Raw genomic sequence first — 13,740 nt, 5'->3', positions numbered from 1 at the left:
TCAAAAGCCTCAATGAATCAGTGCAATCAGAGAAAGAGATCCAAACGGAAGTAGATCGGTGCTTCCCGCTCACTCAGGGCATCTGGCCGTTCAAGTGAATGAGCAAAGGTCACGCTGGCGGCAAGATTCTTGCCCCGGGCAAAGAACTCGATGGAGTCGCTGGAGACCCGGCCATGCTGCTCAGCGTTGTAGCGGTCGTTGCGGATCGCGCCGAGGTCATAGCCCAGCCCCGTGCCGTACTCGGCGAACACCGGGCGCAGCCAGTCCCAGGTCACCGGGCGACTCCAGCGCAGGTCGTTGCGCCAGTAGTAGCCGCTGTCGCCATTGAGGCTCTGGTCCTTGTAGCCACGGATCGAGGACTGGCTGCCCAGGCTCATGCGTTGCGAGCTGAACAGCACATCCTTGCTGCGCTGGCCGGTGACCAGGCTGCTGAACACCAGGGACTCGTCCCACAGCTTGAACGGCTGCAGGTAGCTGGCGGTGGCGGTGTACTTGCGGTAGCGGGCGTTGGCCTGGCGATTGCCGTATTTGTCGCGCTGGTTTTCGCGCTGGGCATCGAAGGCGCCAATACCGTCCTGCAGCCCCAGGTCGAGGTTGAGGAAGGCGCTGCCGATACGCCGACCGTGGTTGATGCCGAACTGGGCTTCGCTGAGGCGGTTGCTGCTGTTACTCAGCTTGCTGTCTTCGATGTAGTTGTTGGTGCGCAGGTAGCTCAGGCCGCTGTTCAGCGAGGTCTTGCTCACGGCATCGCGGTGGATCACTCGCTCAAGGCGCAGTTGATGGTTCTGGCTGTCGCCGGTCTGCTTGAAGTTGAAGCCCACGGCCTGGGCCAGGGAGCGGTATTCGCTCTGGCTGTAGCTGTAGCTGAGGTTCCACCAGCCAAACGGCAGGTTGTAGTAGAGCATGGCGTTGCGCGAGGTTTTCTGGTGGTCGCTGACGGCGTCGTGGCCGCCGCGCAACACCAGTTGGTCGGCCAATCCCAGAGGGCTGTCCCATTCGAAAGAGCTGCCCCACTGCTGCTCGCCGGTGCTCTTCTGGCCCTCGTTGCTGCGCGACAGACCGACGCGCCAGGGCTTTTGCGGGTTGTTCTTGACCAGGACTTCACTGCCGCCCACGGCCTGCCCCGGGGCCAGTTCCATCTGCGCCTGGTTCGACGGCAGGCGGTTGAGCTGGTCCACCATCTGTTCGATCTGCCGCAAGTTGAGCAGCTCACCGCTGCTGCCGGGAAAGGCCATGTTCAGTTCGCGGGCTGTGAACTTGCTGCCCTCGGCGGCCTTGAGCCCTTCGAGCTTGCCCTCTACCACCAGCACCTGCAGGTGGCCGCTGGACAGGTCCTGTTGCGGCAGATAGGCGCGGCTGGTGACCAGGCCCTTCTCGATGTAGCGGTTGGTGATGACCTTGAGCAGCTCGTTGAGCTGGGCCACCCCCAGGCACTGGCCGATATAGGGCTTGAGCAGGCTCTCGCGTTCGCTGGCGGACAGCGAATCGGCGCCTTTGAGCTGGATATCCTGAATCGGGAAGCAGCGGCTATCGCTGGGCGCGCTGGGCGCTACAGGCGCGGCGCTCTTGCCGGGCAGGTCCTTGAGTTCTTCGAGACGCCGCTGCTGCTCTTCCAGCAGGCGGTTCTGCCGGTCGCGGATCAGGTCCTGGTCACCGGGGTTGAAGGTCGGTGCGGGCAAGGGAGCGGCAATCGCCATGGACAGCGGGACTGTCAGCAGCAGGCAGGACAAGGCACGGCACAACCTCATCCCGAGGGTGGGGATAGACATATTCGGTCCTTCGAAAGGGCAGCAAGGGTCAAGACAGGGCGCGTGATATTAATGCGCCACCATCTTGACGTCAAATAAGCGCTGAACGCCCCGACAAACTGCGTATCCCCGCATAATCCGGGCACTGGAGCGGGTGCCGATACTAGATAGAGCCCGGCAAGCGACACATCAGACGCTTCTGAATCTTCAGGAAAGTTTTCTTGGTAGCGGGCTGTTGATCGACCAGCAACCCAAGGAACTGGCCCACACCGAGAAAAAGCCCGAGTCGAGTCCGTGCTACCCCTCTTGCCAAAACGTATCCAAATGGATACGTTTGCTGCATGAAATATCTCATCCAACAAACCCAGTCCTTTGCCAGATGGCACTCATCACTGAAGGACTTGCGCGCAAAAATCTCCATTGCCCGCCGCATCGATCGCGCTGCAACAGGCAATCTGGGGGATGTGAAATCCGTGGGAGAAGGTATTTCGGAACTGCGCGTGGACGTGGGTCCCGGGTATCGGCTGTACTTCACCCAGCGTGGCGGCGTGATCATTGTGTTGCTGGCAGGCGGGGACAAATCCTCTCAAGACGCGGACATTCGCCGGGCAAAGATATTGGCAAAGGACCTTTCAACATGACCCAGATATTGACCCACTTCGACATGGCCGAGTTGCTGGACAGCGACCAGGCCATCGCAGAGTACCTGTCACAAGTGCTGGCCGACGGTGATACCGAGGAGTTTCTTCGAGCCATCGGCTACGTAGCCAAAGCTCGGGGTATGTCCCAGATTGCCCGGGATGCCGGGATGGGCCGGGAAAGCCTGTACAAGGCTTTTGCCCCGGGCTCAAAACCGCGATTCGACACCGTCTTGAAGGTCATTCATGCCTTGGGGATCGATCTGCAGGCCCAGCCAGGGCATGTGGAGAAACCCAAGGCAAGTTGAGCTATCGAGGCCCGGAGTAGCTCTGAAAGCCAGCCCCAAAAAAACCCGGACCAGGTCCGGGTTTTTCGTTTACCGCTGGCCGCTGGCTTATTCGGCTGCCGGCGCCTGTGGCTTGCGGCGCTTGAGCGGCGCCAGACCGTCCTGGCTGACCAGGCTGTCGCTTTTCGGCCGGTTGGCGGTCTTGCGCTTGGTCGGGGCCTTGGCCACGGACTTTTTCTTGTCGCCCTTGGCGTCGGTCTTTTTCTTCTTCACGCCAACGGCCTTGCCGGACGCCTTGACCTTTTTCGGGCCGCTGTAGGTGCCTTTGACTTCCTTGATGGTGCGGCGCTCGAAGCTCTGCTTGAGGTAGCGCTCGATGCTCGACATCAGGTTCCAGTCGCCGTGGCAGATCAGCGAGATGGCCAGGCCATCGTTGCCAGCACGGCCAGTACGACCGATGCGGTGCACGTATTCGTCGCCGCTGCGCGGCATGTCGAAGTTGATCACCAGGTCCAGGCCATCAACGTCCAGGCCACGGGCGGCGACGTCGGTGGCCACCAGGATCTTGACCCCGCCCTGCTTCAAGCGATCGATGGCCAGCTTGCGGTCCTTCTGGTCCTTCTCGCCGTGCAGGACGAAAGCCTTGTAATCCTGCGCCACCAGGCGGCCGTAGATGCGGTCGGCCATGGCCCGGGTGTTGGTGAAGACGATGGCCTTCTGGTAGGTCTCGTTGGCCAGCAGCCAGTTGACGATCTGTTCTTTGTGCTGGTTGTGGTCGGCGGTGATGATCTGCTGACGGGTGGTTTCGTTCAGCTGGCTGACACTGTTGAGTTGCAGGTGCTCAGGGTTGTTGAGGACCTTGGCGACCATTTCCCGCAGGCCGGAGCCGCCGGTGGTAGCGGAGAACAGCATGGTCTGCTGGCGATTCGGGCATTCGTCCACCAGGCGCTGCACGTCTTCGGCAAAGCCCATGTCGAGCATGCGGTCGGCTTCGTCGAGCACCAGCACTTCGACTTCTTTGAGGTCCAGGTTGCCGGCGTTGAGTTGCTCCAGCATGCGCCCCGGGGTGCCGATGAGGATGTCCGGCACCTTGCGCAACATGGCGGCCTGGACCTTGAAGTCTTCACCGCCGGTGATCAGGCCAGACTTGATGAAGGTGAACTGGGAGAAACGCTCGACTTCCTTGAGGGTCTGCTGGGCCAGTTCCCGGGTCGGCAACAGGATCAGGGTCTTGATGCTGACGCGGATCTTCGCCGGGCCGATCAGACGATTAAGGATTGGCAGGACAAAGGCCGCGGTCTTGCCGCTGCCGGTCTGTGCCGTCACCCGCAGGTCACGCCCTTGCAGCGCGAGCGGAATAGCCGCTGCTTGCACCGGCGTCGGCTCGACAAATTTAAGCTCGGCCACGGCTTTGAGCAGGCGTTCGTGCAGGGCGAATTGGGAAAACACGGGTGCTACCTCGAAGATATGCAAAAAAACAGCTGCATAGGGTAACGGTTTCGAGCGCGCAGGCCGAGTTTCTTTGTGCAAACGGTGGCAAAGAGTTGGTTTTTTGTTAGCCGATTTGTCCTTAACCGTAACTTTCCCAGGGTTAAATGCTCTAATTCTGCCCTTGTGCCTCATAGAAGAATCGTTTTAGCCCATGGATTTCAAACAGCTCTGGCTCAATACCCAGGACCTCTGGGGAGCCCTCGATCAACACCCTCTCCTGCACGCCGGCATCGGCCTGGCCCTGTTACTGGTGATCGCCCTGGTGCTCGGACGAGTGGCCCGCTACCTGGTCCTGCACGCCGTCAGGCTGCTGGGCCGCCAGCCGTCCCTGCACTGGCTCAATGATCTGCGCCACAACAAGGTGTTCCACCGCCTGGCGCAAATGACCCCGTCCCTGGTGATCCAGTTCGGCCTGCACCTGGTGCCGGAGCTGAGCAAGACCAGCCTGCTGTTCCTCGGCAACCTGGCCATGGCCTTCACCATCCTGTTCCAGCTCCTGGCCCTGAGCGCCCTGCTCAATGCCCTGCTGGACATCTACGCGCGCACCGAACACGCCCGCACCCGCTCGATCAAGGGCTACGTGCAACTGGCGAAGATGGTGCTGTATGTGTTTGGCGCAATCATCATCGTCGCCACCCTGATCGACCGCTCGCCGCTGTTGCTGCTGTCCGGTCTGGGCGCCATGTCGGCGGTGATCCTGTTGGTCTACAAGGACACCCTGCTGTCCTTCGTCGCCAGCGTGCAGTTGACCAGCAACGACATGCTGCGGGTCGGCGACTGGATCGAGATGCCCCAGGTGGGTGCCGACGGCGATGTGGTGGACATCACCCTGCACACGGTCAAGGTGCAGAACTTCGACAAGACCATCGTCTCCATCCCGACCTGGCGCTTGATGAGCGAGTCGTTCAAGAACTCGATCCAAGCACCGCACTAAAACTACTATAAGACCCACAACCCCCGCAAACCCTGAACCCTCAAATAGTAGACATACTCCCCATCCTACTACTATCTTAGTAGCCCTCTGTTACCTGGCCTCCCTGGCAGCCACCTTGCTCACCTACGTAGCCAGCAGCCAGCCAAAAGCCACCCGCGACGCCCCGGAGCCAATTTTGATGGACATGATGCGGTTCAACGATTTCTATCTCCGCCTGTATCAGGGCGACGCGAAGCAGGACGGCCCGGCCATACTGGAAGACTTCTACACCCTCTGGCGGGAAGCGGAGAATTCGGGCGTGGACGCACATACTCTGCACGAAGAAGCCAAGGGCGTCCTTCAGCGGATCGTGGCCAAGGACTTGTTCTTATTGGCTGCCTGTGACTGGATCGGAAAAAAGGGCCATTTCAGGCTCAGCAAGGCACTGGCCCACGAGGTCAGCGTCCGTTACCTGCAGCACACTGAGTTGCTGAAATTTGCGCTATCCGAGACCACCGAAGAATGCGCTACTACCGTAGCCCGCAGGTTGTGTGCGCTGGATGTTCCGGTGGCGGTCTCACTCGGCTGGGCGCTCAGCATGAGCGAAGACCTACCTCCGAGCCAGCTGATTACGAGCACCATAGCGAAGGTCACCAATTTCCTAGCCACGGAACACCCGGCAACCTGTAAACGCCTTCTGGAATCGGAGTCGTCACCTTTTGCTGACTCGCAGGTTGCCCAGCAACTAGCAAAGAGGCTTGCCACTGAACTCGATGCCTTGGAAGCGCTGCCCCAGTTGGTCGAGCTCCGGATGTCATCGGAAATGCGCCGGAGCTTCCGCTACCTTCGCCGGAGCGAAAGTCGAGCGGTCACCGAGCGAGCGCATGGGGAGTCCTTCCTGGCCGACATGTTCATGGTCTCGGAGCATTTCAAATACTCCAACCAGGTCGCCGTGGAATACCAGGACGATCAGCAAACGGTAGAGACCATGATCCCCATGTTCACTCACGAGATGAGTGTGGAATTGCCCCAGACCTGGATCGCCGATCCTCTCCTTTATGGACACATGGTGGCGGATCTGTGGAAGGAGGCTTGCCAATGAGTATCCAACTTGTCCTGTCCCATTACCTATCAGGGCTTCGCGAACGCGACGAGTTAGACGCCCTCCTCCCGGATCTACTTCAAGCGATGGGCCACTCGGTGCTGAGCCGCGCCCAAGTTGGTGTGAACCAGGGCGGGGTTGACGTGATGTCCACCAAGGAGAGTGACCAAGGTGAAACGGAAGTCTTTCTGTTTGTCATCAAGTTCGGAAACGTAAGCCGAAATGATTTTTACAGCAGCCAGCAGGCGATCCTTCCGTCCGTCCTGCAAGCTTCGACCGAGTACATCCAAAATCGATTGCCGGAAGCGCTACGCGGTTTCAAGAAACGGATCGTCCTTGTCTCCAACGGTGTGCTGAAACAAGACGCCCAGTCGGACTACTCCGCCCTGTCGACCCGGGTAACGCAGATGGATCCCCTCTGCTCGCTGGATTTTTGGGGTATGGATCAGCTGAGCCCGTTCATTGAGAAGTACCTCTTTGACGATGCGCTGCTGCTCGAAAAAGGTAAATCTGACCTCCGAGCAGCACTGGCAGGCCTGGAAGACACGCACTCCTCTTTCTCTAGGTTCGTACGGTTCGTCGATGATTGCTTGAGCGCCAAGGAAGATGACCAAGACGTATCCGGCAATTCTCGTCGGAACCGCTTCTATAAACGCTCGGCTGCGGCAGCCGTGGGATGGGCAGTGCTGCTCGTATGGGGCGAGAGCGAAGGCAACCAAAAGCCAGGGGTTCTCGCAGGTGAATACCTCTTACTGCGCCTGTGGGGCGAGTCGGTGAAGCTGGGGCTGCAGAATGAGGTTCAGTTCACCAAGAGGTTCGAAACACTTGCGCACCTCCACGCCGATGCACTGCTGCGGTACTACGAGCGTGTGATGCCGTCATTTCTCAACCGCCGGAACGTGCTCCGGTATCGCCCTGATCACGTGCTCTACATGGACTTGATTTGCGATGAGCTTGGCCGGCTAGGCACCACGCTCCTGCTGCTTCTCGCCCTGAAAGTCGATCGGACAAGGGTGGTGGCCATGCACAGTTGCCTGGTATCCCTCATTAACGAACATAACGGTTGCTTCCTGCCGGTCTATGACGGGCAGGCCATCGATCTCTCGCTTGCTATGGGGGCGATCCTGGCAACTGGTGACAACACCAGCGCACGCTTTATGCTTCAGGAATGCATAGATCGCTTTGACACAGCCCTAAGGCAGAGCAGGATCATGCCTGTAGACACTGATGACCTGGAAGACGCAATGGCGCTGCACTATGGAAAGGAACCTGACAGGAAACGGTTCTTCCAAACCACAACGCTCGTGCCGATGCTAGGCACCATGGCCGCCGTGCTGGGTGATCAGGACTGCCTCACCCAGCTGTCTGATGAGATCATCCCGAGATTGAAAGGCGTGACCAAGGAGCGCTGGTACCCCCAAAGAGCGCTGGAGACACTGGTTTGCTCCGATGCCTACGTGAATGGTGTTGGGATATCACGAGGCCTTTCCGGCTTCCAGCCATCATCAGCTGAGGAGCTGGAGGCATCTCTGAAGGTACCTGAAAAAGCCGCGCCTCCCGAAGATTTTTCTTGGCACGGCACTCCCTGGGAAGTATTAATTGCACTTTCGGCAAGGTTGCACCGCCACCCTGTACCGACTTGGTATCTGGCGAAGCTCGCGGGATTACAACGATCGTCATAATACGTCTCGATCCATCTCACCATTTCAATCCATAGAAAGGCTAGGCCCGACCTACACCGCATCGGAAAGTAGACTGGCCGTACTCCGAAACATGGAAATTGCAAAATTAAGGCTACCCCATGGACGTGCAAAAGACGTACGAAAGCTTACTGAAAGGATATCAGCAAATTGTCTTCGATGACTTGACCCCCAAACTAGCTCTTTACCATTCACTATATAAGAAATATGAAGAAAACAATGAGGTCTTCCTCGATAAAGCTGGCATCTTCGCCTACGTGATACAGTCACTAGAAGTCGACACCCTTTTGCTCATGGCAAAACTACTTGACGGCAAGCGATCTGACAGAAACATTCTTAAATTTATTGCTTTCAGTGACAGCAATCGTCTGGCGATCAATTGGAAAAACGGGAACATCCCTGCAGAGTTGACAACAAAGCACAAAGAGCTTATCGCTGAAAAACAAGCGGTTATAGACCGAATCACTGTACGCCGTGATAAATTCTTAGCGCATTCCGATAAACAATATTTTTTGAACAGGGAAAAACTGGACGAAGATTACCCTGTAAGCATCGATGACTTAATAGGTGTAGTTCAGTGTTTTCAGAAGATACTAACTGACCACAGCTTCGGATTGATGAGCGGTGGACGAGCATCATACGAGGGTGCTTTCTACATCGCAGTGGATAATTTGTTGAACAAAATCATGTACCCAGAGCATTTCAAGTGGCCGTGCTCGACCCCTGACAAAACCCTTTGATTTTCTGCCATCTAAGTTGCAAGGCCGCCTACCCTCAGACGGCCATAGCAGGCCGTTCTTCAGGGTCACCTACCGCTGTTTTCCAACGATCATCATCCCGTAAAAGCCTTCATGCCAGGCGGATGGAGTTGCACAACCACCAAATAACACCTCGAAGCAAAGCCCCCTACCCAGGCCTCAACCTGAAGAATTCCGTACTCGACAGGTCGTGAATCACCTGGCCGAAGACTTGGTCAGGATCTGCCGAGTCCGGAGGCTAGCTACGTTAGGCACAGAAGCCATGCTCCAATCGCGCGAGCAGATTCAGTGCATCCTCAATGTCTGCATCAACCGGGCTTTTGTCGGCCAGGGCATGCAGTGGAGTGGTCAGCCAACGCTCTGCCAGCGACTCATCACCGAAAACTCGGATTGCGGCTTCGCGTAGTTTAGGATCGCCTTTTTTCACGTTTACACCCTCAAGAGGCACCACCGGCTCGGTGATGCCCGGCCTTGCTAGTGGCCAAGACACCGGCAAGAAATTTGAACGGGCAGCTCAGGGACGTATCACTCCGGCCATGGGCTTATGCGCCGTGGCATTTTTTGAACTTCCGCCCTGACTCACATGGGCAAGGTTCATTGCGGCCTACTGTACCCATTTGAGAACGGAACGCCACACGCCTGCTTTCGTTGATGATGTTACCAATTAGCGCAGTTTGGCCCGCCAGCTCCTGCCGCTGCCAGTCCTCCAGCTCTTCTAAGTAGGAGTCTAACTTCCTCACGCGTGAGCCCTGTATCATCCAGGCTGACGGCGGCCAACGCGTTCTGGGTAGATATTGTGCTCAGGCAGAAACGAGCACCGGTGACGGTGTACCATTCTCTGGTGATCGGCGCAAAAGAGCGAGCAACCCCCCCTCCCAGCCATGGCCCGTCATAGTTCACCGTTTGTACGAATCGAGCTCCACCTGCGTGGGCTCACTCACACAATCCCTCCCCTCCTGACTGACCAGGGTGACGCAAGAGACTGCGCAATGGTCGCTGACAGGAACGCTGTATAAAAACACGGCTAAAACCTAGAAGCGACCGCTACGAAGGTGAGTATTGATCGGGCGCCTGTAGGCACAGATCAGACAGATTTTGCCCCCTCAGCAGAGGCCAGGAGTGAGGGTGGTAGTAACTGCATGGGTTGCAACGCCCCCACACAAAACCGGAAGCTTGAGTGAGTCCTGGCCCCTCGGCCAGGACAGCCTTTCACCTGGAGTTGCCATGACCCATCTGCGTTTCCCGCCCACTCAACTGGCCCACTATCCACACACGAACGAAGCCCTGTTCGCCATTGCCATATGGCCGGTGCTGTTCGCGGTCGGCTGCTGGCAAACGCCACAGACCGCCCAGTTCCTGAACGCTCTGGGGCTTGAGATCAGCACGCTGCAAGTCTTTCTAGCAGGCTTTGGGGCCTACCTATTTTTGCTCGGCAAGCACCGGGTATTCAACCGCCGCCATTTCGTGCGCCACGCAGTCGATATTGCTTGGCACCGCCGGCTGTGCGAGGTTGAGCAGGAGATGGTTGCCGCAGGCCAGGCTGGTACCGATACGCACAAGGCTGTGATGAGCGAGATTGCGCAGCTTCGCAAGGAGCTGGGTTTCCTGATCGACGCGGACAACTTCTATCGCAAGCTGAAAATCTTGATCGATGTGATGAGCTGGCTACGCAGCAAGCTCAAGTAACTCAAGTCGTCCGCCGGCAAAACACAGTCCGGGTTCCCAGCACTGAACCCGGCTTCTACCGTACCTGAACAGGCAGTTGAAATACGACCATGACAACCGAGCTAAACATTCACAGCATCAGAGGACTCACGCGTCTCGCACTACCTGCTGACGATGGATACATTTACCGACTAGGCGTCGCGCTGTATGGCTTCGCTTCGCTGAGCAGCTTCATGGCCGAGGTAGCACACCATATGGATCCGCGCGTAGATCGTATGGAGCTTCAAGCGAAAACCGGCGGCCATATATTAGACGATTTCCGCGCTAGCCTTAAAAAAGCCAAAAAAACACTTCCGGCGGTGGGGCCCATTGGCAGGGTCGCCGCCGACATGTTCCAGGCGCTGAACACCAGGCGATCAGACATCGTGCATGCCTACCCCATCACCGACGAGGCCAACCAGCAAATACTGCACCGTCGACTGGACGAGAAAAATCGATACTTCGACGTCACCAATGAACTGTTGGACGAGTTCATCAGCAAACTTCATGAGGTGAGCCTCAAGCTCTACGACATCCGCGATATTGTGAAGCCGGAGCTCGGCGACTGATCACCGAGAACAGCAGAACGAAGGTCGCTCGGGAATGCAACCAGCTGTCATAACCCGCCCCGACACCACCTACCTACTGCAGCGGTAGGTATGGATTGACGTAACTGCAACCTGGCAACGAAGAGATGAGAGTCAAAACTGAGGGGAGGTGCAGCTACCACCTAGGAACGTTCAAATTAACGGCGCGGAAGGGAGCGCATGTGCATGCACACGGTCTCCCACTGCCCGAACCGGAATCGGTTGTACTGGCGAACCAGGACAACTTTTCCATGATTGTTCATGGCGTATTCTCCATCTGATCTCAGCGGGCCGCTGATAGCCTTTACACCACGTGCAAAGCGAGCAGATGAATGACAGGCAGGAAGGAGAGTCCATGGGTGGTAGCTGCAGGCGCAATGCTATCAGCGCAGCCAGAGCCTGGAAAGCCCAGCGAAAGGGTAAAACGATTCACTACTGGCGCATTCTCAGCAAATCAGTCCTTGGAGTAGCCGTCGATCTGAGGAGCCCGCTGCAAGCGGCCACGCACGTCGTCCCCATGCCCTGACTCAAGCGATAAGCGAGCGCTACTCCATCATCTTGTCGTAATGCTCCTGAAATTCCGTTCTGACAAACACCTGGCGGAAGCGCTCGACGTACACCGCCGGGTCGATCTCACCAAAATCGGTGATGTTCACGGCATCAGCATGGGACTCGCGGTTGATGTAGCGGTACAACGAGCGGAACTGGGGATCTTCGTCGCTCAGGTCTTCGAGCGCCTTGGCGAGTCTGTCCTGGCGGTGCACGAACGTGAAGTAGTACTCCAGGATATTTCGCATCATGTTCGGGATGACGGTGGCCGAGGTGCGTCCACTCAAGGCGTCCTTGATGGCCTGCCAGAAAGACTGGTAGTCGTTCTGGATCTCCTTGGGCTGCATCGCAACCACTGCGCTGTAATCGGACTTGGTGATCCGGAATAGGGCCAACTGGCCTTCCTGCTGACCACCACTACCCCGGCCACGTCCTCCGTCTTCGTTCATGAGCTTGACCATCTCGTGAAAGAAAAACAGGTTGTGGGTCAGGATGATCACCTGATTGAAGCGGGTACTCGGGCTGATTACATGGCGCTTGATCAGGGAGGCAATGTCATACACGTAATTGTGGGACAAGCTTGAAATAGGATCATCGATCACGATGATACGGTCGCTGATCAACCTTCCCGCAGTCGCGTTCAGCTCTCCATTGCAGACTTCCAGAAAGTACAAAAACGAGATGAGTGTTTTCTCGCCCTCACTCAGCGTTTTGAAGACACCCGCGCGTTGCTCGGGGCGCTGCAACCTGTATTGAGGAACATCTCCCTCTTCCTTGGTCAACTCAAAACCTTTGAGGCCGAGGATGCGCAACCAGTGGTTAATGCTGTCAACCGACTGGTCGATATTCGTGATGGCTGCCCTGGACTGGGCGATGATTTCGCGTTCAGCCCTGGCCTTGCCCCTAAGCGCCTCGATGGTGTCCCTGGCTTTTTGCTGAGCCTGGGCCAGTTCCTGATCCACTTGAGCGTAATGATCCAGCAATGCACCAGCTGAAGTCCTGAGCACGCCCCAGAATCGATCCTTGATCTGGGCCAGATGAACCTGCTTGTTTTTGACCTTGAGGTTGAAGACGTCGATTTTTTCCTGTTCGACTGCAATGCACTCATTCAAGGCTTCAACCAACCCTACGCTGGACTCAAGCTCAACCACGATCGACGGGCTGGCTATCTTTTTCTCGATAGTCTGAACGTTGCGCTGAAGCACTGTAGTTAGGTTTGAAATGGCCAGTTGAAACGAAGGTTGCTGATAGCTCGGACTACGCAGGCGCTGCAGCGTTTGCTCAACAGCTCCGACGTAACGGCGTTGCAGGTTCGTTAGGTCACGTATGCGCTGCTCGTAGGTCTTATCGAAGATCTTGGCAATCTCGCCATGAAAACCTTCCGGCAACGGCTGCTGACAGAAGGGGCATAAATCGCCATCGATGGGGGGAAATGTCAGCGCATGCTGAACCCAATCCGAATGGCCGAGCGCATGGATGAGACCTGCCAAGTAGGAGTTGTCTGTGCCCGTGATGATCTCCTTGAAAATAGGGTTGTGCTCAAGCTCGGAGCTTGGGAAACCGACAAGCGAAATAGAGGGCAACTGCGCGTCTGTTGCCGCCTGAAGCTCAGTGGCCTCTGCCATCAATTCGGCAGTGGTAACAGTATCCGGCACTTCAGAGGTGGCCTGGATCCTCTCCAGCAGACGCTCTTTGGTGTTCACACCTTGAAAGCAGTAGGCCAAGGGTGAGCCATCGAATGGTGTTTTGAGCTTCCAGAGGCCGTCTTTCAATGCCTGCTTCTCAGTGTCTCGGGCTGCCTTACTCGCCTTGCCCTTGGCCATCTCCTCCTCTTGCTGGGTCGACAGCAACTTGATTTTGGCCTGCGCTGCATTCAGAGCATTCTCGGCCTCAATGTTGCCAGCGTTGAGTGTAAATACCCCAGGCTGCGCTACGTCTTCGTGGAAGTTCATCTCCATGAAGGTGTGGTTGTAGACCAAAATTTCGCGTTCGGGGTCAGCAGGCGCCATGCTACAACTCTGGTAGCACGCCTCGCCTGGCGTTTGCAGGTAGTTGCCAATCGTGCTCTTACCGGTGCCATTTTGCCCGTAAAGCATGCTCACACGCTTTAGAGGGCCGATGAGGGTCGGGGCGTTAGGCGAATAGCTTGATACGCCGCATATGAGCAGATTCTCAATCACAAGGGCTGTCCATGGCACACAGAGATTCCGAGATTAAGCCCTCTACCAAAAATTGCAATGTGCCACCACAGAACTCTTCCTGC

Annotated in this window: 12 protein-coding genes and 1 pseudogene; 8 read left to right on the top strand and 5 right to left on the bottom strand. The window is 56.9% G+C overall.

The features are described from left to right. Window positions 1-26 precede the first annotated feature (26 nt). Complete coding sequence (locus tag WIN67_RS07995; RefSeq protein ID WP_339070906.1) at window positions 27-1,769, bottom strand: ShlB/FhaC/HecB family hemolysin secretion/activation protein; 1,743 nt, start codon at window positions 1,767-1,769, stop codon at window positions 27-29. A gap of 320 nt (window positions 1,770-2,089) precedes the next feature. Here WIN67_RS07995 and WIN67_RS07990 point away from each other — a divergent pair, with 320 nt between their 5' ends. Then, window positions 2,090-2,389, top strand: coding sequence for a type II toxin-antitoxin system RelE/ParE family toxin (locus WIN67_RS07990; RefSeq protein WP_123393354.1), 300 nt, complete (start codon window positions 2,090-2,092; stop codon window positions 2,387-2,389). Further along, on the top strand, window positions 2,386-2,694 hold the full coding sequence (locus tag WIN67_RS07985; protein ID WP_103741196.1) for an addiction module antidote protein: 309 nt from the start codon (window positions 2,386-2,388) through the stop codon (window positions 2,692-2,694). Before WIN67_RS07990 ends, WIN67_RS07985 begins: the two co-directional genes overlap by 4 nt. A gap of 87 nt (window positions 2,695-2,781) precedes the next feature. Here WIN67_RS07985 and WIN67_RS07980 read toward each other — a convergent pair whose 3' ends face one another. Next, window positions 2,782-4,122, bottom strand: a complete 1,341-nt coding sequence (locus tag WIN67_RS07980; protein WP_042941946.1) for a DEAD/DEAH box helicase — start codon at window positions 4,120-4,122, stop codon at window positions 2,782-2,784. A gap of 193 nt (window positions 4,123-4,315) precedes the next feature. On the opposite strand from WIN67_RS07980, the pseudogene WIN67_RS07975 reads away from it, so the two are divergent. From WIN67_RS07975 to WIN67_RS07960, 4 genes and pseudogenes are all read left to right on the top strand, one after another. Continuing rightward, window positions 4,316-5,077 (top strand): annotated as a pseudogene (locus WIN67_RS07975) (mechanosensitive ion channel family protein); the annotation flags it as partial. A 136-nt stretch (window positions 5,078-5,213) separates the two neighbouring features. Then, window positions 5,214-6,179: a hypothetical protein gene (locus WIN67_RS07970; RefSeq protein ID WP_339070903.1), complete on the top strand. Its 966-nt coding sequence runs from the start codon at window positions 5,214-5,216 to the stop codon at window positions 6,177-6,179. Beyond that, window positions 6,176-7,861 (top strand): hypothetical protein, encoded by a 1,686-nt coding sequence (locus tag WIN67_RS07965; RefSeq protein ID WP_339070902.1) that lies wholly within the window; start codon window positions 6,176-6,178, stop codon window positions 7,859-7,861. The genes WIN67_RS07970 and WIN67_RS07965 overlap by 4 nt, the downstream gene beginning before the upstream one ends. Before the next feature lie 119 nt (window positions 7,862-7,980). Further along, window positions 7,981-8,619, top strand: a complete 639-nt coding sequence (locus tag WIN67_RS07960; protein WP_339070901.1) for a hypothetical protein — start codon at window positions 7,981-7,983, stop codon at window positions 8,617-8,619. Window positions 8,620-8,884: 265 nt separating this feature from the next. Here WIN67_RS07960 and WIN67_RS07955 read toward each other — a convergent pair whose 3' ends face one another. Next, a complete protein-coding gene (locus tag WIN67_RS07955) occupies window positions 8,885-9,064 on the bottom strand; it encodes an MbcA/ParS/Xre antitoxin family protein (protein WP_339070900.1) in 180 nt (59 codons plus the stop codon). A 115-nt stretch (window positions 9,065-9,179) separates the two neighbouring features. After that, window positions 9,180-9,254 (bottom strand): SEC-C metal-binding domain-containing protein, encoded by a 75-nt coding sequence (locus WIN67_RS07950; RefSeq protein ID WP_339071697.1) that lies wholly within the window; start codon window positions 9,252-9,254, stop codon window positions 9,180-9,182. Window positions 9,255-9,861: 607 nt separating this feature from the next. Here WIN67_RS07950 and WIN67_RS07945 point away from each other — a divergent pair. Both WIN67_RS07945 and WIN67_RS07940 read left to right on the top strand, forming a co-directional pair. Then, window positions 9,862-10,323 carry a hypothetical protein gene (locus WIN67_RS07945; protein ID WP_339070898.1) on the top strand — a complete coding sequence of 154 codons (462 nt, stop codon included), beginning with the start codon at window positions 9,862-9,864 and terminating at the stop codon, window positions 10,321-10,323. A gap of 89 nt (window positions 10,324-10,412) precedes the next feature. After that, window positions 10,413-10,910 (top strand): hypothetical protein, encoded by a 498-nt coding sequence (locus WIN67_RS07940; protein ID WP_339070897.1) that lies wholly within the window; start codon window positions 10,413-10,415, stop codon window positions 10,908-10,910. A gap of 563 nt (window positions 10,911-11,473) precedes the next feature. On the opposite strand, the gene WIN67_RS07935 is transcribed toward WIN67_RS07940, so the two are convergent. Then, window positions 11,474-13,657: an AAA family ATPase gene (locus WIN67_RS07935; protein WP_339070895.1), complete on the bottom strand. Its 2,184-nt coding sequence runs from the start codon at window positions 13,655-13,657 to the stop codon at window positions 11,474-11,476. Between the last annotated feature and the right edge of the window lie 83 nt (window positions 13,658-13,740).

The organism is Pseudomonas idahonensis, from assembly GCF_037903935.1.
GTDB classification, from domain to species: domain Bacteria; phylum Pseudomonadota; class Gammaproteobacteria; order Pseudomonadales; family Pseudomonadaceae; genus Aquipseudomonas; species Aquipseudomonas danubii.
The sequence above is the reverse complement of the archived record's forward strand: the minus strand, read 5'-3'. Positions and strand labels throughout refer to the sequence as shown.